This is a genomic window from Acidipropionibacterium timonense (genome assembly GCF_900605005.1).
In the GTDB taxonomy this organism is placed as follows: Bacteria; Actinomycetota; Actinomycetes; order Propionibacteriales; family Propionibacteriaceae; genus Cutibacterium; species Cutibacterium timonense.
Genome location: NZ_LR027558.1, coordinates 1,158,826 through 1,183,733, shown reverse-complemented (window position 1 = coordinate 1,183,733; position 24,908 = coordinate 1,158,826). Strand labels below are relative to the sequence as shown.

22 protein-coding genes and 1 tRNA gene are annotated in these 24,908 nt (G+C 70.0%); 13 read left to right on the top strand and 10 right to left on the bottom strand.

The genetic code is table 11. From position 1 onward, the window contains the following. Positions 1-41: 41 nt before the first annotated feature. On the bottom strand, positions 42-599 hold the full coding sequence (locus tag E0E30_RS05640) for a hypothetical protein (RefSeq protein ID WP_130865460.1): 558 nt from the start codon (positions 597-599) through the stop codon (positions 42-44). A gap of 119 nt (positions 600-718) precedes the next feature. Here E0E30_RS05640 and rpe point away from each other — a divergent pair, with 119 nt between their 5' ends. Continuing rightward, positions 719-1,399: a ribulose-phosphate 3-epimerase gene (gene rpe / locus E0E30_RS05635; protein ID WP_130865459.1), complete on the top strand. Its 681-nt coding sequence runs from the start codon at positions 719-721 to the stop codon at positions 1,397-1,399. A gap of 70 nt (positions 1,400-1,469) precedes the next feature. On the opposite strand, the gene E0E30_RS05630 is transcribed toward rpe, so the two are convergent. Then, positions 1,470-2,327, bottom strand: coding sequence for a proteasome assembly chaperone family protein (locus E0E30_RS05630; RefSeq protein ID WP_130865458.1), 858 nt, complete (start codon positions 2,325-2,327; stop codon positions 1,470-1,472). A gap of 104 nt (positions 2,328-2,431) precedes the next feature. Between E0E30_RS05630 and metH the strand changes: the two genes are divergently transcribed. Next, the gene (gene metH / locus E0E30_RS05625) at positions 2,432-5,965 is read left to right on the top strand and encodes a methionine synthase (protein ID WP_130865457.1); all 3,534 of its coding nucleotides are present in this window, start codon (positions 2,432-2,434) and stop codon (positions 5,963-5,965) included. Then, positions 5,955-7,571: an HAD-IA family hydrolase gene (locus E0E30_RS05620; RefSeq protein WP_130865456.1), complete on the top strand. Its 1,617-nt coding sequence runs from the start codon at positions 5,955-5,957 to the stop codon at positions 7,569-7,571. Before metH ends, E0E30_RS05620 begins: the two co-directional genes overlap by 11 nt. 34 nt (positions 7,572-7,605) lie before the next feature. On the opposite strand, the gene E0E30_RS05615 is transcribed toward E0E30_RS05620, so the two are convergent. The 4 genes from E0E30_RS05615 to E0E30_RS05600 are packed head-to-tail and all read right to left on the bottom strand — an operon-like array spanning position 7,606 to position 11,745. After that, complete coding sequence (locus E0E30_RS05615; protein WP_130865455.1) at positions 7,606-7,989, bottom strand: DUF3054 domain-containing protein; 384 nt, start codon at positions 7,987-7,989, stop codon at positions 7,606-7,608. Then, entirely contained in the window at positions 7,986-10,172 is a 2,187-nt protein-coding gene (locus E0E30_RS05610; protein WP_130865454.1) for a YhgE/Pip domain-containing protein, read from the bottom strand. The genes E0E30_RS05615 and E0E30_RS05610 overlap by 4 nt, the downstream gene beginning before the upstream one ends. Positions 10,173-10,186: 14 nt before the next feature. Beyond that, the gene (locus E0E30_RS05605; RefSeq protein ID WP_130865453.1) at positions 10,187-11,140 is read right to left on the bottom strand and encodes an ATP-binding cassette domain-containing protein; all 954 of its coding nucleotides are present in this window, start codon (positions 11,138-11,140) and stop codon (positions 10,187-10,189) included. Further along, positions 11,137-11,745, bottom strand: coding sequence for a TetR/AcrR family transcriptional regulator (locus E0E30_RS05600; RefSeq protein ID WP_167853903.1), 609 nt, complete (start codon positions 11,743-11,745; stop codon positions 11,137-11,139). The genes E0E30_RS05605 and E0E30_RS05600 overlap by 4 nt, the downstream gene beginning before the upstream one ends. A 170-nt stretch (positions 11,746-11,915) precedes the next feature. On the opposite strand from E0E30_RS05600, the gene E0E30_RS05595 reads away from it, so the two are divergent. From E0E30_RS05595 to E0E30_RS05570, 6 genes are all read left to right on the top strand, one after another. Continuing rightward, the gene (locus E0E30_RS05595; protein WP_130865451.1) at positions 11,916-12,776 is read left to right on the top strand and encodes a proteasome subunit beta; all 861 of its coding nucleotides are present in this window, start codon (positions 11,916-11,918) and stop codon (positions 12,774-12,776) included. Beyond that, positions 12,773-13,369 carry a proteasome subunit alpha gene (locus E0E30_RS05590; protein WP_130865450.1) on the top strand — a complete coding sequence of 199 codons (597 nt, stop codon included), beginning with the start codon at positions 12,773-12,775 and terminating at the stop codon, positions 13,367-13,369. Before E0E30_RS05595 ends, E0E30_RS05590 begins: the two co-directional genes overlap by 4 nt. After that, a complete protein-coding gene (locus tag E0E30_RS05585; RefSeq protein ID WP_130865449.1) occupies positions 13,366-14,448 on the top strand; it encodes a prephenate dehydrogenase in 1,083 nt (360 codons plus the stop codon). Before E0E30_RS05590 ends, E0E30_RS05585 begins: the two co-directional genes overlap by 4 nt. A gap of 16 nt (positions 14,449-14,464) precedes the next feature. Then, complete coding sequence (gene cmk, locus E0E30_RS05580; protein WP_130865448.1) at positions 14,465-15,172, top strand: (d)CMP kinase; 708 nt, start codon at positions 14,465-14,467, stop codon at positions 15,170-15,172. Continuing rightward, entirely contained in the window at positions 15,169-16,605 is a 1,437-nt protein-coding gene (gene der, locus E0E30_RS05575) for a ribosome biogenesis GTPase Der (RefSeq protein WP_280953304.1), read from the top strand. The genes cmk and der overlap by 4 nt, the downstream gene beginning before the upstream one ends. Positions 16,606-16,667: 62 nt before the next feature. Beyond that, positions 16,668-16,741, top strand: a tRNA-Pro gene (locus tag E0E30_RS05570). A gap of 196 nt (positions 16,742-16,937) precedes the next feature. Here the strand turns inward: E0E30_RS05570 and E0E30_RS05565 are convergent. Beyond that, positions 16,938-18,041 carry an ADP-ribosylglycohydrolase family protein gene (locus E0E30_RS05565; protein ID WP_210115786.1) on the bottom strand — a complete coding sequence of 368 codons (1,104 nt, stop codon included), beginning with the start codon at positions 18,039-18,041 and terminating at the stop codon, positions 16,938-16,940. A 258-nt stretch (positions 18,042-18,299) separates the two neighbouring features. Here E0E30_RS05565 and E0E30_RS13470 point away from each other — a divergent pair, with 258 nt between their 5' ends. Next, positions 18,300-18,839, top strand: a complete 540-nt coding sequence (locus E0E30_RS13470) for a hypothetical protein (RefSeq protein WP_210115785.1) — start codon at positions 18,300-18,302, stop codon at positions 18,837-18,839. Positions 18,840-18,983: 144 nt separating this feature from the next. Next, complete coding sequence (locus tag E0E30_RS05555; RefSeq protein WP_210115784.1) at positions 18,984-19,604, top strand: LysE family translocator; 621 nt, start codon at positions 18,984-18,986, stop codon at positions 19,602-19,604. 17 nt (positions 19,605-19,621) lie between these two features. Here the strand turns inward: E0E30_RS05555 and E0E30_RS05550 are convergent, their stop codons facing one another. From E0E30_RS05550 to E0E30_RS05540, 3 genes are all read right to left on the bottom strand, one after another. Continuing rightward, a complete protein-coding gene (locus E0E30_RS05550; RefSeq protein ID WP_167853900.1) occupies positions 19,622-20,062 on the bottom strand; it encodes a MerR family transcriptional regulator in 441 nt (146 codons plus the stop codon). Positions 20,063-20,142: 80 nt separating this feature from the next. Then, positions 20,143-20,475 (bottom strand): hypothetical protein, encoded by a 333-nt coding sequence (locus tag E0E30_RS05545; RefSeq protein WP_130865444.1) that lies wholly within the window; start codon positions 20,473-20,475, stop codon positions 20,143-20,145. Between the two features lie 45 nt (positions 20,476-20,520). Further along, positions 20,521-22,458 (bottom strand): OPT family oligopeptide transporter, encoded by a 1,938-nt coding sequence (locus tag E0E30_RS05540; protein ID WP_210115865.1) that lies wholly within the window; start codon positions 22,456-22,458, stop codon positions 20,521-20,523. Positions 22,459-22,705: 247 nt separating this feature from the next. Here E0E30_RS05540 and E0E30_RS05535 point away from each other — a divergent pair, with 247 nt between their 5' ends. Together E0E30_RS05535 and E0E30_RS05530 are read left to right on the top strand one after the other, a co-directional pair. Next, complete coding sequence (locus tag E0E30_RS05535; protein WP_167853899.1) at positions 22,706-23,875, top strand: MFS transporter; 1,170 nt, start codon at positions 22,706-22,708, stop codon at positions 23,873-23,875. A 5-nt stretch (positions 23,876-23,880) separates the two neighbouring features. Beyond that, positions 23,881-24,780 carry an HAD-IIB family hydrolase gene (locus E0E30_RS05530; RefSeq protein ID WP_210115783.1) on the top strand — a complete coding sequence of 300 codons (900 nt, stop codon included), beginning with the start codon at positions 23,881-23,883 and terminating at the stop codon, positions 24,778-24,780. Positions 24,781-24,908: the final 128 nt, after the last annotated feature.

Sequence of the window (24,908 nt, the reverse complement as noted above, 5' to 3'; positions counted from 1 at the left end):
GTTCCCGGCACGCCCGCGCCGGAGCTGGGCAGGTGCCCGATTCAGCCCTCGGCGGAGTTCTCCTCGTCCCAGTCGTCGATGACCTCGTCATCCTCGTCGTCCTCGGGCGGAGCGCTCAGTGGCCCATCCTCCACCCTCAGCGAGGTGACGAGGGGCACGACGATGAGCATCGCCCCGACCGACTCGATCGCGGTGGCGAGGGCGCTCGTGAGCAACGACAGGTACTGCGCCCACCGCGGCGGATTCCACACCTGCTCGTCCGCCGCCGAGATGTCCGGTGGGGGCGTGAGTGTCCACCAGCCCGATGTCACGAAGACCGCGCCCACCAGGACCACCCCGATCCCGACGCTCACCCACCGTCGCCTGGTACTGCGCAGGGACAGCTGCACCCCGAATCGGTGGAGGGCGGCGACGACCACGCAGCAGCCGCCGGCGACGCCCAGGGCACGGGCCGCCGTCTCCATCGTGTACTTGGCCAGGAGCGACACCGTGTGCCACTCGTACCACCCGCACCACACCGCCAGGACGAGGGCAGCCACCCCGACCCAGGCCACGATCGTGACCCGCCTGCCTGCGTTGACGCCCGATTCGCTGTCCATGATCGCTCCCTCGCGTCGATTCCATCCCCAGTATGGATCCTCGGTGGTCCGCGCGCACGCGATGGCGCATTCCGCCCTGGACCGCCCGTCCCCGCCGGGGGTCTCACTACGCTGGTGCCATGACGGTCCGCATCACCCCGAGCATCCTCAACGCCGACTTCGCCCGGATGGGGGAGGAGATCGGCCGCATCTCGTCGGCCGACGGCGTCCACATCGACGTCATGGACAACCACTTCGTCCCGAACCTCACCATGGGCCTGCCCATGGTCGAGGCCCTGCGCAAGGTGACCGACCTGCCCTTCGACGCCCACCTCATGATCGAGGACCCGGACCGCTGGGCCCCCGACTACGTCGAGGCCGGCGCGCAGACCGTGACCTTCCACCTCGAGGCTGCCAAGGCACCGATCCGTCTGGCCCGCGAGATCCGCAAGCTCGGCGGACGGGCCGCCGTCGCCCTCAAACCCGCCACCCCGATCCACCAGCTGGCCGACGTCCTCACCGAGTTCGACCAGATCCTCCTCATGACCGTCGAGCCGGGATTCGGCGGCCAGTCCTTCCTCGACTGCGTCCTGCCGAAGATCCGACGCACCCGAGAGCTCATCGACGGTACCGGCGCCGAGATCTGGCTGCAGATCGACGGCGGTGTCTCGGCCGAGACCATCGGGCGGGCCTCCGAGGCCGGGGCCGACACCTTCGTCGCAGGATCGGCCGTCTACCGGGCCGACGACCCGGACGAGGCCGTGCGCCACTTGCGCTCGCTGGCCCGACAGGCACGCACCCTCACCGGCCACGAGCACTGAGGGCGCCACCGTCCCGGAACACCGCCCCGTCCGGACGGGCTGAGCCCGCCCGGGAAGGAACCGACCCGCCTCAGCGACCGCCGTCGGCCCGCCGGTGTCGCAGGTACGACTGGAACTCCACCGCCAGGACGTCGCCGGTGATGCCCTCGGGCAGGTCGGCGTCCCGCTCGGCCTCCAGGGCGCTGATGTACTCGCGCAGGCCCTCGGTCTCGTCCGCCGCCTGGTCCAACGCGCTCATCCACTCGCGCGACCGTTCGGTCCGTTCCTGGGCGGGCACCGCCAGCCCGGTGAGCTCCTCGACCCGCAGCAGCAGCGCCTGGACGGCCGGCGGGCAGGGCGGCTCGTAGGCGTACTGGGGGACGCTGGCCCACAGACCGACGGCGTTGACCCCTCGCGCCCGGGCGGCAGTGACGAGGATGCTCGGCATCCCCACCGGCCCCGAGTAGTCGATCTTCTCGATGCCCAGTCGCGACGCCGTCCCGTGGTCCGAGGCGCTCCCGGACACCGGCAGGGGTCGGGTGTGCGGCACGTCGGTGACCATGGCGCCGAGCACGACGATGCCCTCGGGCTGGAAACCGATGAGCAGGTCGAGCAGCTCGTCGCAGTACTGGCGCCACCGCAGGTTCGGCTCAGGGCCGCTCACACACAGCACCGGGGCGCCGTCGTCGACCTGACCGCGCCAGATCGTCGTGGCCGGCCAGGTGAGCAGTTCGACGTCCTCCATCATCGACATGACCGGGCGTGTCGCCTGGAAGTCGAAGTACTCCTCCGAGTCGATGGTGGCGATCTCGGTGGCCCCGCAGTGCTCGATGACGGCAGCCAGCGCGTCGCTGGAGGCCGAGGCGGCATCGTTCCATCCGGTGAACGCCGCGACGACCCACGGCCGATCGGTACGACGCCTGAGCTGGGCGGATCTCGACGAGGACATGGGGTCCAGCCTAACGACGCGCCGGAGCGGATCGACCCACAGACCCGTTCCCGCCTCGCGAAACCGGGGGGACGGGCACGCCCGCGCCCTCTAGGGTGAGCCGCATGACCTCACCCTCCAGCGCTCTGCGCGACCTGCTCGGCACCCGTGTCCTCGTCCTCGACGGGGCCATGGGCACCATGCTGCAGTCGGTCGAGCTCACCCTGGAGGACTTCGAGGGTCTCGAGGGCTGCAACGAGGTGCTCAATGTCACCCGACCCGACGTCGTCACCGCGATCCACGAGGCCTATCTGGCAGCCGGGGCCGACCTCGTCGAGACCAACACCTTCGGCTGCAACCTTCCTGCCCTGTCGGAGTACGGCATCGCCGACCGTCTCGTCGAGCTCGCCGCGGCCGGGGCCCGGCTCGCCCGTGCGGCCGCCGACCGCTGGTCGACGCCGGAGCGGCCGCGGTTCGTCATCGGGTCGATCGGCCCGGGCACCAAGCTGCCGACCCTCGGCCAGGTCGCCTTCGCCGACATCCGCGACGCCTACCAGCGTGCCATCGAGGCCATGATCGACGCCGGCATCGACGCCGTCCAGGTGGAGACCTGCCAGGACCTGCTCCAGGCCAAGGCCGCCGTCATCGGGGCGCACCGGGCGGCGTCGGCCACGGGCGTCGACCTGCCGGTGCTCGTCGACATCACCGTCGAGACGACCGGCACCATGCTGCTGGGTTCGGAGACCGGGGCGGCGCTGGCCGTCCTCGAAGCCCTGGGCATCGACGCCATCGGTCTCAACTGCGCCACCGGCCCGGCGGAGATGGCCGAGCACCTGCGCACCCTGTCGCGTGCCGCCCGCGTCCCGGTCATGTGCATGCCGAACGCCGGTCTGCCCGAGATCACCGCCGACGGGGCCCACTACCCGCTGGGGCCCGAGGAGGTCGCACGGGCCCTCGAGGAGTACGCCGACCGCTTCGCCCTGGCCGTCGTCGGCGGCTGTTGCGGCACGACCCCCGAGCACATCGCGCTGCTGGCCGAGCGTCTGGCCGGCCGACCGGTCCCACCACGCCAGGTGCAGCACGTCGACGCCGTCGCCAGCCTCTACTCCGAGGTGCCGCTGAGCCAGGACACGGCCTACCTGGCCATCGGCGAGCGGGCCAACGCGAATGGCTCCAAGGCCTTCCGCACGGCCCTGCTGGACGAGAACTGGGACGAGTGCCTCGACATCGCCCGGGCCCAGACCCGCGACGGTGCCCACCTGCTCGATCTGTGCGTCGACTACGTCGGACGCGACGGGGCCGCCGACATGGCCCAGCTGGCCTCGCGGATGGCCACCGCCGTCACCCTGCCGATCATCCTCGACTCCACCGAGCCTCAGGTGCTCCGTGCCGGACTGGAACGTCTGCCCGGCCGGTCGATCATCAACTCGGTGAACTTCGAGGACGGCGACGGGCCGAGCTCTCGCTACCAGCGCGTCATGCCGATGGTCCGGGAGTTCGGGGCCGGGGTCGTCGCCCTCACCATCGACGAGGAGGGCCAGGCCCGCACCGCCGAGTGGAAGGTGCGGGTCGCCTCCCGACTCATCGACGACCTCACCGGCACCTGGGGCATGGACATCGGTGACATCCTCGTCGACTGCCTCACCTTCCCCATCGCCACCGGCCAGGAGGAGACCCGGCGCGACGGTCTGGAGACCATCGAGGCCATCGCCGAGCTCAAGCGTCGCTATCCGGGGGTCCGCACGACCCTCGGTGTCTCGAACATCTCCTTCGGCCTCAACCCGGCGGCCCGCATCGTCCTCAACTCCGTCTTCCTCCACGAGGCGGTGGCCGCCGGCCTCGACTCGGCCATCGTCCACCCGGCGAAGATCCTGCCGATGGACCGGATCCCCGAGGACCAACGTCAGGTGGCCCTCGACCTCGTCCACGACCGACGCCGCGAGGGCTACGACCCGTTGGCCCGGTACCTCGAACTCTTCGAGGGCGTCACGGCCTCGTCCATGCGCGAGCAGCGCGAGGCCGAGCTGGCCGCCCTGCCGCTGCTGGAGCGCCTCAAGCAGCGGATCATTGACGGCAACGCCAAGGGGCTCGACGCCGACCTGGACGCCGCCCTGGAGATCAAGCCGGCCCTGGCCATCGTCAACGAGGACCTCCTGGCCGGGATGCAGGTCGTCGGGGACCTCTTCGGCTCGGGCCGGATGCAGCTGCCCTTCGTCCTCCAGTCGGCCGAGGTCATGAAGGCCGCCGTGGCCCACCTCGAGCCACACATGGAACGCACCGACGAGGCCGGCAAGGGCACCCTCGTCCTGGCCACGGTCAAGGGCGACGTCCACGACATCGGCAAGAACCTCGTCGACATCATCGTCTCCAACAACGGCTACCACGTCGTCAACCTCGGCATCAAGCAACCGGTGAGCGCCATCATCGACGCCGCCGAGACCAACCACGCCGACGCCATCGGCATGTCGGGGCTGCTCGTCAAGTCGACGATGGTCATGCGCGACAACCTCCTGGAACTCAACTCGACCAGACTCGCCGGCAAGTACCCGGTCATCCTCGGTGGGGCTGCCCTCACCCGTGGGTTCGTCGAGCACGACCTCAACGACCTCTTCGACGGAGAGGTGCGCTACGCCAAGGACGCCTTCGAGGGGCTGCGTCTCATGGACGCCGTCATGGCGGTCAAGCGCGGCGAGCAGGCAGCCCTGCCTCAGGTGCGGGCCAGGCGGGTCGCCGTCACCGAGCGTCCGGCGCTCGAGGACCAGACCGACTTTCAGGACGAGGGCGACGTCACCGACGCCCGCTCCGACGTCGCCCTCCNCTCCGCCGTCGCCCGCCCCGCCCCCGGCAGCGTGGACGTGCCGACCCCGCCGTTCTGGGGTTCACGGGTCACCAAGGGCATCGCCCTGGACGACGTCGTCGGCTGGCTCGATGAACGGGCCACCTTCGTCGGCCGTTGGGGCCTCAAGGGGTCGCGCCGGGACGGGTCCTACGACCGGATGGTCGCCGAGGTCGCCCGGCCCCGGCTGCGCGGGTTGCTGGAGCAGATCCGCTCGGAGAACCTCGCCCGCTTCGGTGTCGTCCACGGCTACTGGCCGTGCCACTCCGAGGGTCGCACCCTCGTCGTCGGCGACCCGACCGAGCCCTCCCGCGAGGTGACCCGGTTCACCTTCCCGCGCCAGCAGGGGGGACGCCGCCTGTGCCTGGCCGATTTCTTCCGCGACGAGGCCGAGGCCGCCGAGCACGGACCCGACATCGTCGCCTTCCAGCTCGTCACCATGGGCTCGGAGGTCTCCCGGGCCGCCCAGCGGCTCTTCGAGGCGAACCGGTACCGCGAGTACCTCGAGCTGCACGGGCTGAGCGTCCAGCTCACCGAGGCCCTCGCCGAGATGTGGCACGCGCGGGTGCGCTCGGAGCTGGGCATCGACGACGCCGAGGGCAGTGTCGAGGAGGCCATCGACCACCAGACCTATCGGGGTTGCCGGTACAGTTTCGGGTACGCCGCCTGCCCGGACCTCGAGGACCGCGCCAAGGTGGTGGCCCTGCTCGATCCGTCGAGGATCGGCGTCGACCTGTCCGAGGAGTTCCAGCTCCATCCGGAGCAGTCCACCGATGCCCTCGTCGTGCACCATCCGGAGGCTTCGTACTTCAATGCCAGGTGAGACCTTCAGCGCCGTCCTGTGGGACTTCGACGGCACCCTCGTCAACACCGAACCACGCTGGATCGAGGCCGAGCACGCCTACCTCGCCCGCTTCGGCCACACCTGGGACGACGAGACCGCCGCGAGCTTCACCGGAAGGCCGCTGGTCGACGTGTGCGACGCCATGGCCGGGCTCATCGGGCCGGCGGTGACCCCCGAGGAGGTCCTCGACGAGTACGTCGGCATGGTCGAGCGGATCAACACGGACCGCGCGGTGCCGTGGATGCCCGGCGTCCCCGAACTCCTGGCGCAGATCCACGACGCCGGCATCCCCATGGCCATCGTCACCGGGTCGACCCGCCGGGCCGCCCAGCCCATCCTCGACCACCTCGAGCCGGGTCTCTTCGGCGCCGTCATCACCCGCGACGAGGTGGACGCCGCCACGAGCAAGCCGCACCCGCGTCCCTACCTCGACGCCGCCGCGATCCTCGGCGTCGATCCGGCCGACTGCCTCGTCATCGAGGACTCGGTGACCGGCGCCACCGCCGGCAACGCGGCCGGGGCGGTCGTCCTGGCGGTCGACGGCCTGGCGACGCCGGGCCCGGCCGCTCGGCGGGTGCATCGACCCGACCTGGCCGGGCTCACCCTCGCCGATCTGGTCAAGCTGTGGCACCTGGGCCGGCAGGACGCCGCGCCGCTGGGTGCCGGTGGTGGGGGAGTCCTGCGCGCCGGGGAGCGGATCACCCTCACCGATCCCAAGGGGCGACGTCACTCGATCGTCCTGGCCGAGGGTGGCGTCTTCCACACGACGAAGGGGTCGGTCTTCCACGAGGATCTCATCGGTGGACCGCAGGGGGTCGTCGCGACCTCCGTCGGCGGTCTGCAGTTCCTGGCGATGCGCCCCGTCCTCGAGGAGTTCACGGTCTCGATGCCGCGCGAGGCGGCCATCATCTATCCCAAGGAGGCCGCCCAGATCCTCATGTACGCCGACGTCTTCCCGGGCGCCCGCGTCCTGGAGGCCGGCGTCGGCTCGGGTGGTCTGACCATTCCGCTGTTGCGTGCCATCGGGCCGGACGGCGTCCTGCACTCCTACGAGCGACGCCCCGAGTTCGCCCAGGTGGCGCGCACCAATGTGGAGAACTTCCACGGCGGCGTGCCGGCCTGCTGGGACCTGCGCATCGGCGACCTGGCCACCGATCTGGGCCCCGAACCCATCGATCGGGCCATCCTCGACATGCTCGCCCCCTGGGAGTGTGTCGAGGCGGTCGGACGGGTCCTCGTGCCCGGCGGCGTCCTGTGCTGTTACGTGGCGACGACGACCCAGATGGGACGGGTCATGGACCAGTTGCGGGCCGAGGGCGGCTGGACCGAACCGGTCGCCACCGAGACGACGACCCGGGAGTGGCACGCCGAGGGCTTGGCCATCCGGCCCGCCCATGGCACCACGGGTCACACCGGGTTCCTCGTCATCTCGCGTCGTCTGGCACCCGGTGTCGAGGCTCCGGTGAAGCGACGCCGTCCGGCTCCCGGAGCGTACGGACCCGACTACCACGGTCCGCGCCCGCGGGGGATCGCCGGACTCGAGCAGTGGGCGAGCCCCGAGCAGCCTGGCGAGTCCGCCCGGTGAACCGGGTCGGTGAGCTGGTTGCGGCAGGCAGGGATCAGGCGCGACGGCGTCGTGCCCGGAAGGCCAGCCGGACCAACCGCCATCCGACGAGCAACAGCGTCAGCACACAGCTCGCGACGATGACGAAGGACACCGCGACGCCCTGACCGGTGGCCCAGCGCACGAGCATGCCGACCGCCACGGTGGCGGCGACGATGACCAGACCGCCGGACCACGACAGCGCCCGCAGCCGGGTGACGACGGCGATGACCCAACCGACGACCAGGCCACACAGGAACGGGACGCTGGTGCGCAACAGCCCGCCGGGGCTGAGGTTCTCGCCGTGGCTGGCACGACCGATCGTCGCGAAGACGATGACGAGGACGATGTCGAGCACCAGGGCGGTGCGGGCGACACGGGAGGCGAGGTCGTCGCTCATCGCGGCCGCACCGAGAAGGCGAAGTCGGCGGTGGACGTGGACGTCACCATCGGCGGGTGCAGGTCTCTCATGCGGAACCTCTTGTGTCGGTGGACGAGGATGGCGATCCCCAGCAGGCTGAGTGCGAGGATACCGACCTGCACCGCCAGGGCGATGACGAAGTTCGACATGGGCCCACCGGAGATGACGATGCGGAAGGCGTCGACGGCGTACTTCATCGGCATGATGACCGACAGCTTGCGATAGATCGTCGGCAGCATCGCCACCGGGAAGGTCCCGCCGCAGGTCGGCAGCTGGAGGACGAGGAGGATGAGGAAGATCGCGGTCTGCGGGCTGCCGAACACCATCCGCAGGCCGTGCGCCATGGCCATCCACGCCAGGCACGTGACGACGACGAAGAGCAGGAACAGCCATGGGTGCACCGGATCGAGGCCGAGGGCGAACCAGACGCCCAGTGCCATGAGCAGGGATCCGGTGAGGGCGACGATCGCTGCCGGACCGTAGCCGGTGAGCAGGAGCTTGAGGCTGTTCGCCCGTCCGGCCAGGGCCCGGCCGGAGAAGGTGCGCACGACGAGGAAGGTCGAGATGCAGGCGATCCACATGGCGATGGAGAAGAACATGGGGGCCAGGCCGCGACCGTAGTACGTGGCGGGGTGGTCGACCGTCTGCTCGACGTCGACCGGCGAGCTCATGATCTTCGACATGTCCTGGCTATTGGCCGGGCTGAGGCTCGGCATCTTCTGGTACCCGGCCGAGAGCTTGTCCGACAGTTCGGTGGCCCCCGAGGTGAGGGTGTCCGTGCCCTTCTTGAGCTGCCCCAGGCCGTTCGACAGCTCGACGACCCCGGCGATGGCGCTCGGCACCTTGGCGGTCACGGTACGACCGGCGGACGTCGCCTTGTGGACGCCGCTGTCGAGGTCCTTGACCCCCGAGTCGGCCGTCGCCAGGGCGCCCTTCATCTGGTCGACCCCGGTCGAGGCGGCCGAGATGTCCTTGTTGAGACGGTCCAGGGCGGTACTGACGTTGTCAGCCGTCTGCTGAGCCCGCGACTGGTTGAGCGAGAGGTTGAGTCCGGCCGAGGCCGAGCCGACGACCGCGATGTTCGAGGAGACCGTCGTCGTCGCGCTGCCCGCGACGTTGAGGCTCCTCACCAGTGCCACGTAGTCGGCGTCCTTGGCCAGCTCCGGGTGCGAGGCCAGCAGCTTGGTCGCGCGCTCCGTGGCGCCCGAGACGTTCGTCTGGATCGTCGTCACGGTCTCGCCGTTGGGATTCTCCAGCTTGCCCGTCGCGGTGACGAGGTTCCGCGCCTGACGCTGCCACTGCGGCAGGTCCTGGGTGATGCTCTGCACCAACTGGGAGGTCTGGGAGTTGACGACCTTGCCGTCCTCACCGACGTCCTGGATCGAGGACGCGACCGTCGTGGCGCCGGTCCTGGCCTGTCCGACGGCGGTGCTGAGCTTCGACGAGGCGGCGTCGACGTCGTCGAGGGCGCCGTTGATCGAGTTGACGGCCTGCTGGCTCTCGCCGAGGGACTTCGTCGCGTCGAGCACCTTGGTGTTCATGACGGTGACGCCGTCGTTGACCATCTTGTTGCCGGCGGCCACCTGCGCCGCGCCGTCACTGGCCTGTCCCAACGCCTGCTTGACCTGGCCCAGGTTCGTGAAGACGGCCTCGAAGTACGTCTGGGTCACCGACTCGTCCAGGGCACGGCCCACGGAGTTCTCCACCTGGGAGGTGAGCAGACCGATGATGAAGCCGTTCGCGTCGTCACGGTGGAGCTTGAGGGTCGCCCGCGCCGGATTGTACGAACTGGCTCCCACGAGGTTGTGGGAGAAGTCCTTCGGAACGGTGATGACCATGTAGTACCTGCCATCGTGCAGGTCCCTCATGGCCCCGGCCTCGTCCTTGCCGACGAACTGCCAGCCGAAGACGGGGCGCTGCTTGAGGTTCTTCTCCAACTCGTCGCCGCCGGCGACGGTCTTGCCGTCGTAGGTGACGGGCTGGTCGAGGTTGACCACCGCGATGGGGACCTTGCTCGTGTTCCCGTAGAGGTTCCAGTTCGCGTGCAGATAGATGCCCCCGTAGAGCAGGGGAATGATAAGCACGAAGAAGAGGCCCAACTTGGAGCGGCCCTTGAACCGACGGAACTCGTACTGCACGAGCTTCCACAGACTGGTCATCATGACGCCCTCATCCTTCATTCGTTGGTGCTGGGCCGGTCTGTGCCCGACGGGCCGGCATCGGTGGTTCCACTGGATCCGGACCCTCCGTCGGGAGCTCCCCGACCCGTCGGACGGTCGCCCCCGGAGGCACCCGGATCGCCGTGCCGGGCACCCTTGAGCACCGTGCGCGGCGGCAGGATCACGGACTCCAGCCCTCCGGGCGCGGGGATGCGCGGACCGTCGGGGACGACGCCGTCCCCGTGCGCGTCGCCCGATTCACCGCGGTCCCGGACGCTCGCCCTCGGCAGGTCGAGGATCTTCGTGGGTGCCGAGACGAGCAGGGCCGCGGGCCGGGGCAGAGCCACCTCCACGGCACCGTCCGGGACGGAGTCGTCGTCGACCGTCGCGGCGATGATCGTCGAGTCGTCGATCTCGGTCAGCCTGGCCAGCAACTCGAAGAGGGTGCGCTGGAGTCGATGGGGCACCATCGCATCGGCGTCGTCGAGGACGATGACCTTGCTCGGTCGGAGCATCGCCAGGGCCACCGAGACCACGGCGTGCTCGATCGGCGAGAGCTGCTCCAGTTCGCAGGAATGGTCGACGGTGTAGCCCAGGAGTTCCTCGATCTCGTGCACCCGCCGACGCCCCTGCTTGACGGGACAACCGTCGAGGTAGCACCGCTCGACGATGGACTCCTCGAGAGTGAGTCGGTCCTCCGGCTGGACGTAGTCGGCCAGGCGGGCGACGCTGGTGCGGGCCATCGCCTCGTAGGGATTGGCGATGGCGTCGACTCCGTCGATGACGAGGGTGCCGCGGGTGCGCTTGAACCGTCCGGTGAGGGCCAGCAGGAGGGCCGACTTGCCCGAGCCCTTGTCGCCGCGGACGATGCCGAGCTGGCGAGGTTCCAGGTCGAGGTCGAGCGGCCCGAAGATCGTGCCGTGACGAGTGGTCGAGGTGAGGCTCTTCGCATGGACGAGAAGATCGGTCATGACAGCAGTCCCTTGAGCGAGCGGCGGATGACGTCGGTGATGAGGTCGATGTCGACGACGTCCGGTGCTGTGGCGTGTTCCAACGCCATGACGTTCGACAGACCGAGGATGGCGGTCGCCAGGGTGCGCAGGTCCTCCGGACCCAACGGGATCATCGGTGCCAACCGCGCCAGCACCTTCGTGATGCGCTCGGAGCGCGTCACCATGAGGGACGCATAGGCGTGGCCGACCTGCGGGTCGGTTCGCGCCAGGGCGCGGAACTCCGACAACGTGATCTGCCAGTCGACGTCGCCCTCGAGTGCCGAGGCCAACTCGAGGGCCAACGACTCCACGACGTCGCCCCGGCCGGGAGCCGAGAGCACCTGCTCGACCGCCGCCGCGACCGATTCACCCTGGCCATCGACGTGGGCCAGGCACACCTGACAGAACAGTTCCGGCTTCGACCCGAAGCTCGAGTAGATCGCCCCCTTGGTGAATCCGGCGTCCCGGGCGATGGTGCGCAGGTCGGCAGCGGCGTACCCGCGTTCACGGAAGTTGCGGGCCGCGGCGTCCAACACCCGCACCCTGACGTCCTGCCTGGCCGGGCGGGACAAGGTCGTCGTCATGGGAACCCCCTGTCGATACCACTGGAATCGGATACCAATGGTATCGGAACTCGTGCGACATCCCAACTCGTCGCCGTGGGCAGCCCGACGTCCGCCCGCCATGGACGCCGTCCGGGTCGTTCGAGCACGTCGCTAGGCTGGGTGAGGTTCACGACTCGAGGAGGTGGGGGATGTCCCAGCCATGGCACGCCGGACCGTCCACCGCCGGCTCCCTCGGCCCGGCGGCCGGCGCGCTGACCTCCCACGGACTGTCGGCCGAGTTCCTGGCCGCCGGCTCCCCGTCCTTCAGCGAGTTCCTCACCCGGGTCGCCCCGTCCCTGCTCCCGCCGTCCCGGGTCGACTCCTCGCTGCCCGAGCTGCGGCGCCATGGCACGTCGATCATCGCCGTGAAGTACTCGACGGGGGTCATCCTGGCCGCCGACCGCCGCCCGACCCTCGGCTCCCACCTCACCCAGGCCGACGTCGACCGGGTCCTGGGCTGTGACGACACCTCGGCCATCGGGGTGGCCGGAGCACCCGGCCTGGCCAGCGAGCTCATCGGGCTGTTCGAGGCCGAGGTGGAGCACGCCGAGAAGGTCACCGAGCGCCCCCTCAGCCTCGACGGCAGGGCCGAGCGACTGTCGGTGCTCGTGCGCACCAACAGCACCGTCGCCGCCCACGGGCTGGCCGTCTCACCGATCCTCGCGGGATGGGACCGTGGTGCCCACCGCGGCCGGATCTTCTGCTACGACGGCACCGGCGGTGGCTTCGAGGAGGACTCCTTCGGCTGCATCGGTGTCGGCTCACTCTTCGCACGGACCTTCCTGGCCACCACCCACGTCGGCGAGCTCGACCGCTCCGACGCCGTCAAGGTGACGCTGCGAGCCCTGTCCGAGGCCACCGGGCAGGACCCGGCCAGCAACCTGTCGCGAGCCGTCCGTCCCGCCATGTGCCTCGTCGACGCGTCCGGAGTGCGGTCGGTCGAGGCCGCCCAGGTCGCCCGGTGGGCCAAGGACCTCGTCGACGACCAGACCCGGACGGACCCCTCATGACCTCGAACCCACCGGACACCCCCGTCCTCCTCGCCCGCTACGCCGGCGGCATCATCCTCGCATCACCCGCGCCCCGGGAGCACCTGCCGCGCGCCCACGAGATCCACGACCGGATCGCCCTGGCCGCCGTCGGCCCCTGGGACCAGTGCGACGCCCTGCGCGTGGCCGGGATCAGACACTGCGACCTCACCGCCTACACCTACGACCGCCAGGACGTCCACGCCTCCACCCTGGCGACGGTCTACGCGCGCACCCTCGGATCGGCCCGACGCATGGGACCCGGCTACGACGTCACCCTGGCGGTGGCCGAGCTCGGCCCGGTCCCCAGCGCCGACGTCATCCTCACCATCGAGGCCGACGGTGCGGTGAGCCTCGGCGTCGACCCGGTCCTCATCGGCGCTGGGGAGGCTGACGACGGCGACCTGCCCGGCCTGCTCGAGGCCCTGACGACGCCGCTCGACCTGGCGACGACGATCTCCCTGGCCCGGACCACCCTGGGGCCGCTCGACGTCGCCGTCCTCGACCGGCAGACCGACCGACGACGGACCTTCCGGCGTCTCAGCCTCGACCCCACCGACAGGACCCACCCGTGACACCACCACCGGCCGACCCCCAGGACGTCGACGAACTCGGGCCGGTGCTCGTCGTCGGCACCGGACTCATCGGGGCCAGCGTCGGGCGTGCCCTCACCAGTCAGGGAGTGCGCGTCCACCTGCGCGACCTCAATCCCTCCAACGCCATGGTCGCCGCCGGACGCGGGGCCGGGGTCCTCGACGAGCCGAGCTCGTGCCGCATCGTCGTCGTCGCCACTCCTCCTGCCGCCGTCGCGCAGACCGTCGCGGCCGCCGTGGCCGAGTTCCCCGGGGCCGTCGTCACCGACACCGCGTCGGTCAAGGGCGCGGTCGTCGACGAGCTCGCGAGCATGGGCGTCGACGCCCGTCGGTACGTCGGCTCGCACCCCATGGCCGGCACCCAGTACGCGGGGCCGCTCACCGCCGTCGCCGAGCTCTTCGTCGACCGCACCTGGGTCGTCACACCCCGGGCCGAGAACTCCCGGGACGACGTCGAGCTCGTCCGCCGGATGGCCAGGGTCACCGGGGCACGGGTCGTCGAGATGGACACCGCGGAGCACGACCGGGCGGTCGCCGAGGTGTCACACCTGCCGCATCTCATGAGCATCCTCACCGCCGCCAACCTTCGTCACGCCGAGCGGCCGCACCTGCGCCTGGCGGGGACCGGAGTGCGTGACGTCACCCGCATCGCCCGCTCCCAGACCGGCATGTGGCGCCAGATCCTCAGCGCCAACCGGCCCGCGGTACGGGCCCAGCTCGAGGCCGTGCGCGCCGATCTCGACGCACTGCTGGCCAGCCTCGACGACCCCGACGAGCTCGAGGGGTTCCTCGAGGTGGGACGCCGTGGCGCGCAGGCGGTCTCGGGAAAGCACGGGCGCGAGGTTGTCACCGAGGCGGTCATCGTCCAGATCCCCGACGCGCCGGGCTCCCTGGCCAGGCTCTTCGCCGATGTCGAGGGCATCGGCATCAACGTCGAGGATCTCTCGGTCGAGCACGACCCCGAGCGCGAGGTCGGGTTCCTCTCGATCGACGTCGCCCCCGAACGGGCCGACGACCTGAGAGCATGGATGCGCTCGCGCGGCTGGGGGCTGCGCTCGTGAGACCGGGAAGGACGTCATGACCACGCCACACACCGCAGGGACTCCGGGGGACCACCGTCTCGTCATCGCCATCGACGGGCCGAGCGGGTCAGGCAAGTCGTCGACCTCCCGGCTCGTCGCGACGCGCCTGGGACTGGCCCACCTCGACACCGGCTCGATGTACCGCGCCGCTGCCTGCCAGGTCGCCCACCGGGGGATCGACCCGCGCACCGATCCGCAGGCTGCGGTCGATCTGGTGGCCACGGCGGATCTGCGCCTCGACACGCGTCCTGGCCACGACCACGTCGTCATCGACGGGCGCGACGTCACCGAGGAGATCCGTGAACCCGCGACGAGCGCGAAGGTCTCGGCGGTGGCGACGATCCAGCCGGTGCGCGACCTGCTCACCGCGATGATGAGGCGCATCGTCGAGGATTCGGGGCGCCGGATCGTCGTCGAGGGGCGCGACATCACCACCGTCGTCTGTCCCGATGCCGACGTCCGGGTGCTTCTCGTGGCCGACCCGGCCGTGCGGATGGCGCGACGGTCGGCCGAACTCGGTGGGGGAGTCGACCAGGCCCAGATGCGCGACCAGATCGTCCGGCGCGACCGGGACGACTCCACCGTGAGTCAGTTCGCGTCGCCCGCCCCCGGGGTGACCCTCATCGATTCGACGAGGCTGTCCCTCGAGCAGGTCGTCGAGCGGGTCATCGGGCTGGCCGACGCCGTCCTGTCGCGGCGCTGAGGCGCGGTCGCGTCGGCCGGGACCCGGACGCCCATCGTGTAGGTTGTGCTGGTTCGCAGGAGCAGGAGAACGCCATGACAGATGAGGTCCAACCGCAGGCCGAGGGGGAGCAGGCCCTTCCCCGGCCAGTCGTCGCCGTCGTCGGACGCCCCAATGTCGGCAAGTCGACCCTCGTCAACCGCATCCTGGGTCGGCGCGAGGCCGTCGTCCAGGACACCCCCGGGGTGACCCGCGACCGCGTCTCCTACGACGCCGAATGGGCCGGGCGCGAGTTCGTCCTCGTCGACACCGGCGGATGGGCCTCCGACGCCACCGGCCTGGCCGCGCGGATCGCCGAGCAGGCCGAGCTCGCCATCTCCACCGCCGACGCCGTCCTCCTCGTCGTCGACGCCACCGTCGGCACGACCGACGAGGACGAGGCCGTCGTCCAGGTGCTCCGGCGCTCCCGCAAGCCCGTCGTCCTGGCCGCGAACAAGGTCGACGACGTGCGCACCGAGGCCGAGGCCGCGACGATGTGGAACCTCGGGCTGGGGGAGCCGCACCCGGTCTCGGCCATGCACGGGCGCGGGTCGGGAGATCTGCTCGACGCCCTCGTCGCCGTGCTGCCCGAGCGGGCCACGACGGTCGAGGAGGTCGGCGGACCGCGGCGTGTGGCCATCGTCGGCAAGCCCAACGTCGGCAAGTCGTCCCTGCTCAACCGGCTCGTCGGCCAGGACCGCTCGGTCGTCTCCGACATGTCGGGGACGACGGTCGACCCCGTCGACGAGCTCGTCCCGGTCGCCGGGACGGTGTACCGGTTCGTCGACACGGCGGGGCTGCGCAAGCGGGTCAAGGAGGCGTCCGGGCACGAGTACTACGCCTCCCTGCGCACCCAGGCGGCGATCGAGCGGGCCGAGGTGTGTGTCGTCGTCATCGACGCCGCCGAGTCGATCAGCGACCAGGACCTGCGCATCCTCACCATGGTCGAGGAGGCCGGGCGCGCCATGGTCATCGCCTACAACAAGTGGGACCTCACCGACGAGGAGCGCCGTCGGTACCTGGAGCGGGAGATCGAGCGGGACGTCCAGGCCTACGCCTGGGCGCCGCGGGTCAACATCTCCGCGCTGAGCGGGCGCAACGTCGACCGGCTGTCCAAGGCCATCGAGACCTCCCTCGCCGGGTGGGAGACGCGCATCTCGACCGGCAAGCTCAACGCCTTCCTGGGGCGTCTGGCCGCGGCCCACCCGCACCCGGTGCGTGGCGGCAAGCAGCCGCGGATCCTCTTCGGCACCCAGGCGCACAACTGCCCGCCGACCTTCGCCCTCTTCACCAGCGGGCAGATGGACCAGGGCTATGTCCGCTTCATCGAGCGGCGGCTGCGCGAGGACTTCGGCTTCGAGGGCACCCCGGTCCAGGTCGAGGTGCGAGCCCGCGAGAAGCGCGGGAAGAAGTGATGAGGTTGGCGCGTCATCTGGAAGTACGCTAGTGTTCTTCCTCGGGTCGCCGAGCGGCCCGGCGGGCTGTAGCGCAGCTTGGTAGCGCACTTGACTGGGGGTCAAGGGGTCGCAGGTTCAAATCCTGTCAGCCCGACGTCGTGAAGTCCCGGGACGGATGTCCCGGGACTTCGTCGTTCCCGGCAGCCCCAGGTGTCGCGCGGTCCGGATCGCCGACGGCCTCGTCCTCGCCCCGTCAGAGGGCGACCGCGGGTGTATTTCCGACGTGGAGGCTCTTGAAACTGCGTTCTCACGTCGAGAACAACCGCCCCACGTCAGAAATCCACCCGCGGTCAGGGGCTCACCGTCCCGGCGGCCTCGAGGATCCGCTCGAGCTCGGGGCTGGTTCGCAGCTGCCCGAGCCACTCGGCGGGCGGCAACTCGTCGAGGGCCAGGGCGGCGTAGGCACCGGTGATGCACGCCGTCGTGTCGGTGTCGTCCCCGAGTCGGATCGCCCCGATGACGGCATCGCGGTAGCTGCGCGACCCGATGACGAGCCGCCGCGCAGCCTGCAGGCTCGCGACGACGTATCCGCTTCCCGGAACCCAGTCCTGCGCCAGGGCCTCGGTCAGGGAGGCCCTGAGATCGGCCGCCAGCCCGTCGAGGGTGTCGGACACGGCGGTGTCCCAGGCGCGCCCGGCATCGTCCCCACGAGCCATCCGCCGCCCCCACAGGGCGTGGAGGGCGCAACATGCCTGGGATATCGGGTGGGCGTGGGTGATGCGTGACTGGAGGCAGGCGTCGTCGAGCAACTCCTGGTCGGTGCCACGGTGGAGCACGGCCAGGGGAGCGGTTCGCATGAGCGATCCGTTGCCGTTGCTGCGCCTCGACGTGTCGCCGCATCGCTCGGGCGCCCGCCGACCGACGCGACGCAGGGCACGCCGAGTCGTCCCACCGATGTCGAAGACCCGACCGTCCGGGGTGAACCGGCCGCGCCGCATCCAGTCGACCATGCTGGTGGCCAGACCGGTCGCCTCGATGCGTCCGCCGTGGGTGAGGAGATTGTCGGCGACGGCGAGCATGAGCGCCCCGTCGTCCGACCAGGTCCCGCACGGAGTGCCACGGTGTGCCCGGTGGAAACCCGCCGGGGGCTGCATGTCGATGACCTCGGGCAGCTCGTCGGGAGCGTGGAACTCGTAGGGGACCCCGAGGGCATCGCCGACGAGGTGGCCGAGGACGACCCGTTGGGCCGGGGTCGCTGAGGTACCGGGGTCGAGGTCCATGGCACCCTCCTCGGGTTGACTGCGGTGGTCGAGACGACGGTGGTCCCCGCCATCGTAGGCGGCGCGCTCGTCGGTACGGAGCCGCCGACCGCCATGCCGGGCCGTGGGTTCGGCGCGCCGATGCTCCATCCCGGCCACGACAACGACGACGGCCGACAACAATCGACCCATCATCACGAGATGAACAAAAGGTGACATCTTGACCAACCCAGCGCTGCCGAAGGTGGCGTTGACGAGGGACAGGAGCGAGCCTCTTGCCGCGTGGCGACAGACATCAGCGGCGGACGAATCCGGAAAATCCCGTCTTCTTGCCCTCCCACGGCAAACGAGCCGACTCGTATGACCGTTCCTGATATGGAGAACAGTTGACACTGACCCTGCCATGTGGTCCCATGAATGCTCAGGAACCCACAACCAGGAGGATCTCGAACCATGGCTGTCACCTTTGGTCGTCGTACGGCGACGATCGCCACTGTTGCCGCGCTGGCCCTCGCCGGTGCCGGAGCCGGCGCCACCGCCGCCCAGGCCAAGGACCACTCGACCAAGCAGGGCAAGGTCTGGGTCTGCAAGTACGTCGGCAAGCCCGGTGTCAATGAGCGCCTCAAGGACGGCAAGAACCCCATCCACGTGAGCGCGAACTCCATCAAGGTCGACGGCCCGGTCAAGGTGGGCGACTGGTTCCCCGACGCGCAGGGCCGCTCGATCGTCGTCTCGCTCGGGAAGGATGACCCGGGCATCGAGAAGTGCAAGGCCATGCTGCCGACCCCCACCCCGAAGCCGACCCCGGACAAGCCGACCTCCACGCCGACGTCGACCCCGACGTCGACCCCGACCCCGGACAAGCCCGGCACCCCGACCATGACGCCGACCATGCCCGGCACCCCGGACAAGCCCAAGCCCACCATGACCCCGACCATGCCCGGTCACCCGGACAAGCCCGGAATGCCCGTCCTGCCGAAGACCGGCGTATGAGAAGACTCCCCTCAGTCCGACACACACCCGAACAGACATGGCTGGGCCCAACGGGCCCAGCCATGTCGCATGTCGGCGGCCCCGTTGCGACCCGTCCGCCCTGTCCTACCCTGATCCGGTCCGCCCCACACAGGAGGTTCCGGAATGACGGTGACGCACGCCCTCGTCCAGTTCGCCCTGGTCGCCGGTCTGCTCACCCTGACCCCGGGCATCGACACCGCCCTGGTGCTGCGCCAGGCCCTCACCCGGAGCCGCGGGGTGGCCATGCTCACCGCCGTCGGCATCGGGACGGGGTGTCTGCTGTGGGGTATCGCCGCTGCGATCGGCACCTCGGCCCTCGTCACCGCGTCCCAGCTGGCCTACGGCGTCGTCAAGCTCGCGGGAGCCCTCTACCTGCTGTGGATGGGCGTGCAGATGCTGTGGCACGCCATCCGGGGCGATCACGCCGACCTCGGCACGACGGGGTCGACGGCCACATCGGCGCACGCCGCGTTCCTCAAGGGGCTGCTCACCAACGTCCTCAACCCCAAGATCGGCGTCTTCTACGTCGCCGTCCTGCCACAGTTCCTGCCACACGGCGTCTCGCCGCTGGCCATGGGGCTGCTCTGGCGGGGATCCACTTCGTCGAGGGGCTCCTCTGGTTCGGCACCATCGTCCTTGCCGCCCACCGGATGCGAGCCGTCCTCGGCGGGCGACGCACCAACCGCGTCATCGACTCGGTCACCGGGACGGTGCTCGTCGGGTTCGGCGCCGACCTCGCCCTGACGACGAGGTTCTGACGATCAGCACGACGCCGGGACGACCTGCTCCCCGGTGACGCCGTGCTCGCCGCCACGAGTGTCGACGTCGACCGAGTCCAGTTCGTCGAGCCACCCCCGCAGGAGGGCATCGGCCCGGTCGAGGTCACGGCGACGCTGCTCGAGTCGACCCCGGTACTCGGCGAGCAGACGACGCACCCGGGCGATGAGCACCTCGGGTGGGTCGTCGGTCTTCTGCGCCAGGAGCTCGGCGACCTCTGCCATGGAGAAGCCGACGGCGCGCATCGCCCGGACGACGTGGAGGGCATCCATGTCGCGCTGGGAGTACACCCGGTGGGCACCGCGTCGCTCGGGATGGACGAGCCCGGCGGACTCGTAGTACCGCAGGGTCTCGACGGTGACGTCGAGATGGCGCGCTGCCGCGCCGATCGTCAGCGGAGCACCACAGTCACACACGTCGGCCATGGGCCCCATGGTGCCAGTTCGCGTTCCCGGCGGGGTCGATCCGGCGCGTCGGCCACGGGTCGCAACGGTGCCCGACATTGTCAGGAGTGCGACCGCCAGGCGAGCACCCACAGCACGCCGACGATGACCTCGAACCCTGCCCGCACGAGGTGGTGCAGCAGGACGTTCGAGTGCTCGACGAGCGCGCCGTAGAGCACCGGCGCCACCGAGGCGAGGACCAGGCCGACGATGACCCACACCGTCGAGTGACGTACGGCGCCCCAGCCGAGGCCGGCCGCAGCCATGACGAAGACCGCCGCCGGCAGAAGCTTGGCGGTGAGGCCGACCTCACCGGCCCGCACCGTGCCGACGACGGCCAGGAATAGGTTGAGCAGGGCGTAGAGGACGACGAGAACCGTGCTGAGGATCTTCATGTCCTCGACGCTAGAAGCTGAAGTGCGCTTCAGGTCAAGCGTGGATCAGTGGTCGGCCGCCTCCCGCGCCACCGCCTGCTTGCGTACCCACGTGTACAGACCCCAGATGACGAGGATGAACACGCACAACCCGATCCATCCGGACTGCGTCTCGAAGTTCTTGCCCACGAGCCACAGCGGGCTCTGCTGCCCGGTACCCGCGACGATGGCGGCGTAGATGACGCCCATGATCGACTCGCCGACGATGAGTCCGGTGGCCAGGAGGATCCCGGTGCGCTTCTTGCCGTCGACGTCACCGCCGCTGCGCCGGGCCCAGGCGTCGTACCCCACACCGATGAGGGCGCCGATGGGAATCGTCACCGAGGTGACGATGGGCAGGTACATGCCCATGCCGACGGCCAGCGGGGGCAGGTGCATGCGCGTCGTCGCCTTGCCGAGGATCTCGTCGATGATGATGACGACGACGCCGATGACCGCGCCCAGACCGATGAGACCCCACTGGAGTTGACCACCGAAGACGCCCTGGGCCAAGGACGAGATGAGCCCGGCCTGCGGGGCGGCCAGGGCCGTCGACGGGTTGGCCCCGGGCGCACCCTGGAAGCCGAACGCCCGCTGCATGAGACCGAGCACCGGCGGGATGATCGCCGACCCGAAGATGACGCCGATGACGAGGGCGAGCTGCTGCTTCCACGGAGTCGCCCCGACGAGCTGGCCGGTCTTGAGGTCCTGGAGGTTGTCGTTCGAGATCGTCGCGATGCCGAAGATGACCGCCGCGGTGAAGAGCGTGTAGGCGACGAGGGCCTTGCTCTCCTGGGTGCCGGCCGCCCCGTAGGTGACCTTGATGAGCAGGGCGGTGAGGATGACGACGAGGATGCCGACCCCCGAGATGGGGGAGTTCGACGCGCCGATGAGACCGGCCATGTAGCCACAGATCGACGCCACGAGCAGTCCGACGAGCAGGGTGAAGACGATGCTCACGAGGATGAGACCGGTGATCCCGCCGTGCAGCGCGGTACCGCGGATGAAGTCCCACAGCAGGTAGCCGACCGGCAGCATCGAGACGAGGACGACGATGAGGACGATGCTCATCGGCATGTCGCGTTCGGTGAGGTCGACGGTCGCGCCCTCGCGGCGGGCCCGGTTGGAGGCCAGCGCCTCGCTGATGCCGCGGATGATCGGTCCGAGGATCTTGACGAGGGTCCACACGGCGGCCACGGCCATCGTCCCGGCGCCGACGAAACGGACGTCGTGGGCGAAGATCGTCGAGAGCGAGTCGGACAGGGCTCCGCTGATGTGGCCCTGGCTGCGCCAGGGAAGGATGAACCCGTACGAGATGACGACGCCGACGAGCATGGCGATGCCGACCGTGAGGCCGACGAGGTGGCCGACGCCGATGAGCGCCAGGGACAGCCCACCACCGATGAGGGTTCCACCGTTGCCCACCTTGAAGATCTTCTGGACGCTGTCCTTGACGACACCGACGTAGGTGCCCAGGAGGTAGAGGGCCGAGGTGAGTCCGCCGACGAGGATGACCCGCAGCCCGACCTTGTTGGCCTCGACCCCCTCATGGGTGTCGCCGACCTTGAGCACCTCGGCAGCGGCGACTCCCTCCGGGTACGGCAGGTCGGAGCCGGTGACGAGCGCCCGACGCAGCGGGATGGAGTACATGACGCCGAGGATGCCGCCGACGGCACACACGGCCAGGGTCGTCCAGTACGGGAAGTGGTTCCACCAGCCGACCATGATGAGGCCGGGCAGGACGAAGATGATGGCCGACAGGGTGCCGGCGGCCGAGGCCACCGTCTGGACGATGTTGTTCTCCTGGACGGTGTGGTCCTTGAACAGGTGCAGCACGCCCATGGAGATGACGGCGGCGGGGATCGAGGTGGCGAAGGTCAGACCGACCTTGAGCCCCAGGTAGACATTGGCCGCCGTGAAGAGCAGGGTGATGACGCCGCCGAGGATGATTCCCCGGATCGTCAGCTCCCGCACCCCCATCTGTGGGCTCACTGGTTGGGTCATGGGTGTTCCTCCGATTGGGCCGACGCGGCCCCTCGCTGTGCTCGCCACGGCCATGATCGGTCGGGGCGACCCCGCCGACACGGTACTCGTCCCGGCCTCGTCACGCAGCGAGCGCGCGTGCGCCAGGGCGTTCTGCCAGCCCCCCGACAGCCTGTCGACAGGCCTGCGACCGGACGACCTGCGGGCCGGGTCTAGGGTGAGCCCCGTCATGTCGAGCACATCCCGTCCAGCCCTGTGGACCGCCACCTTCACCGCCCTCGTCATCTCCAACCTCGGCGTCTTCCTCGTCTTCTACATGCTGGCCTCGACGGTCAGCGGCTGGGCCATGACGAGCCTGCACACCGGCTCGTCGACCGCCGGGTTCATCGGCACCATCTATTTCCTCGGGGCCGTCGTCGCCCGGCTCACAGCAGGCCGGGTGAGCGCCCTGGTGGGGGAGCGGGCCGTCGTCCTCGGGTCGCTCCTCGTCCTGCTGGTCGGGTGCTTGGCCCATCCGTTCGTCGACACCGTCGGACCCCTGCTCGTGCTGAGGTTCGTCCATGGTTTCGCCTACGGCACGGCGGCGACCGGGGTGACCGGGGTCGCCCTGTCCCGGGCCCCCGTGCAGCGCACCGGCGAGGCGTCGGGATGGATCAGCTTCGGCATGGCCCTGGCGACCGGGCTCGGCCCGTTCGTCGGGGTGCGTCTGGAGCACGCCGCCGGGGAGACGGCGGTCTTCTGGGCCTGCACCGGGTGCGCCGTCGTCGCGCTGGGCGCAGCCTTCGTCGCGGCCCGCGACCTCAGGCCGCGGGTGGCCCGCCGGGGCCCGCAGGTGGAGATGCTGCCCCGTGCCGGGGTGCCGATCTCCCTCGTCGTGGCGTCCTGCGCCCTGGGATTCGGGACGATGCTCACCTTCGTCAACCCGTTCGGCGCCGCCGTGGGACTGTCCTCGGCGAGCGGCTTCTACTTCCTCGTGTACGCCCTGGTCATCTGCCTGTCACGACCCATCGCCGGGGTCATCCAGGACCGCACGCGCGACACCCTCCTCGTCGCTCCCTGCCTGGTGGTCGCCGCCCTGGGCATGATCGCGACGTCGACCGCCCATGGGCCGGTGCGGCTCCTGCTCGGCGCGGCGCTGCTCGGGCTGGGCTATGGGACGATCGTTCCGGTCGACCAGACGGTCGCCGTCCACCGGGTCGGGCTCGACCGGGCGACGAGCGCCGTCGCCGGGTACTTCTGCATCGTCGACGGTGCGACCGGCGTCGGCCCCTTCGTCCTGGGTTCCCTCGTCGGTCCGTTGGGCTACCGCGGGGCCATCGGCACCGGTGCCCTCCTCACCCTTCTCGGGCTGGCCTCCGTCCCGCTGCTCGATCGACGCACCCGGGCGGCGGCACAATGATCCCCGTGACGCCCACGACGCCTTCTGCCGCAGTGACCGCCCGACCCTTCGACCCTGACGACCCCGAGTTGCGCCGACTGGCCCCGGGGATCCGTCTCGTCGTCACCGACATGGACGGCACTCTCCTGCGTCCCGACAAGTCGATGCCAGCCGGGTTCGATGAGATCCTCGCGGCCATGGCGGCTCGCGACATCATCCTCGCCCCGGCGTCGGGCCGGCAGTACGCCACCCTGGCCGACCAGTTCGCCGAGGTGCCGTGCCGGACGCTGTTCATCGCCGAGAACGGGACGAACGTCGTCCAGGACGGGCGCGAGTTCTACACCTCGGTGCTCGATCCGGTGCTCGTGCGCGACGTCGTCGAGATCACCCGCAGCCTGTCCGACGACGGGCTCGACGTCGGAGCCATCGTCTGTCGGCCCGACGGGGCCGTCGTCGACCGGAGCGATGCAGCCTTCATGGAGCACGTCGACATGTACTACGTGCGCAACGACGTCGTCGACGACCTGCTCGGGGCCACCGGGGGCGCCATCAAGGTGGCGATCTTCTCGGCGGACCACGCCGAGGACCGCCTGTGGCCCGCCTACGAGCGCCTGTCGGATCGGGCCAAGGTCACCGTCTCGGGCCGGGACTGGCTCGCCATCGTCAACCTCGGCACGGACAAGGGAACTGCCGTGGCCACCGTGCAGGAGAGGCTGGGCATTGGCGTCGACCAGACGGTCGTCTTCGGCGACTACCTCAACGACCTCGAGCTCATGGGCCGGGCGGCGCTGTCCTTCGCCATGGCCAACGCGCACCCGAGGATCCTGGCTGCGGCGCGGGCCATAGCGCCATCGAACGCAGACGACGGCGTCGTCCAGGTTCTCCGATCGCTTGTCACGACTCCGAAACCAGCAGCCCTTTCATGAGCCAATTGATTCGAGGGAAATCCTTGAGTGCATCAATATCGACGTCTACTCACCACACCAAGCCGCATTCAATCCTCGCCACATTCATTACGAGTGCACAAGGTGCTCCAATGGAGTAAGATCTTGCA

Bases quoted from the DNA above. Each gene is read 5' to 3' on its own strand.
- E0E30_RS05640 (WP_130865460.1), bottom strand. From the start codon at position 599: ATGGACAGCGAATCGGGCGTCAACGCAGGCAGGCGGGTCACGATCGTG.
- rpe (WP_130865459.1), top strand. From the start codon at position 719: ATGACGGTCCGCATCACCCCGAGCATCCTCAACGCCGACTTCGCCCGG.
- E0E30_RS05630 (WP_130865458.1), bottom strand. From the start codon at position 2,327: ATGTCCTCGTCGAGATCCGCCCAGCTCAGGCGTCGTACCGATCGGCCG.
- E0E30_RS05620 (WP_130865456.1), top strand. From the start codon at position 5,955: ATGCCAGGTGAGACCTTCAGCGCCGTCCTGTGGGACTTCGACGGCACC.
- E0E30_RS05615 (WP_130865455.1), bottom strand. From the start codon at position 7,989: ATGAGCGACGACCTCGCCTCCCGTGTCGCCCGCACCGCCCTGGTGCTC.
- E0E30_RS05610 (WP_130865454.1), bottom strand. From the start codon at position 10,172: ATGATGACCAGTCTGTGGAAGCTCGTGCAGTACGAGTTCCGTCGGTTC.
- E0E30_RS05605 (WP_130865453.1), bottom strand. From the start codon at position 11,140: ATGACCGATCTTCTCGTCCATGCGAAGAGCCTCACCTCGACCACTCGT.
- E0E30_RS05600 (WP_167853903.1), bottom strand. From the start codon at position 11,745: ATGACGACGACCTTGTCCCGCCCGGCCAGGCAGGACGTCAGGGTGCGG.
- E0E30_RS05595 (WP_130865451.1), top strand. From the start codon at position 11,916: ATGTCCCAGCCATGGCACGCCGGACCGTCCACCGCCGGCTCCCTCGGC.
- E0E30_RS05590 (WP_130865450.1), top strand. From the start codon at position 12,773: ATGACCTCGAACCCACCGGACACCCCCGTCCTCCTCGCCCGCTACGCC.
- cmk (WP_130865448.1), top strand. From the start codon at position 14,465: ATGACCACGCCACACACCGCAGGGACTCCGGGGGACCACCGTCTCGTC.
- E0E30_RS05565 (WP_210115786.1), bottom strand. From the start codon at position 18,041: ATGATGGGTCGATTGTTGTCGGCCGTCGTCGTTGTCGTGGCCGGGATG.
- E0E30_RS13470 (WP_210115785.1), top strand. From the start codon at position 18,300: ATGGCTGTCACCTTTGGTCGTCGTACGGCGACGATCGCCACTGTTGCC.
- E0E30_RS05555 (WP_210115784.1), top strand. From the start codon at position 18,984: ATGACGGTGACGCACGCCCTCGTCCAGTTCGCCCTGGTCGCCGGTCTG.
- E0E30_RS05550 (WP_167853900.1), bottom strand. From the start codon at position 20,062: ATGGCCGACGTGTGTGACTGTGGTGCTCCGCTGACGATCGGCGCGGCA.
- E0E30_RS05545 (WP_130865444.1), bottom strand. From the start codon at position 20,475: ATGAAGATCCTCAGCACGGTTCTCGTCGTCCTCTACGCCCTGCTCAAC.
- E0E30_RS05535 (WP_167853899.1), top strand. From the start codon at position 22,706: ATGTCGAGCACATCCCGTCCAGCCCTGTGGACCGCCACCTTCACCGCC.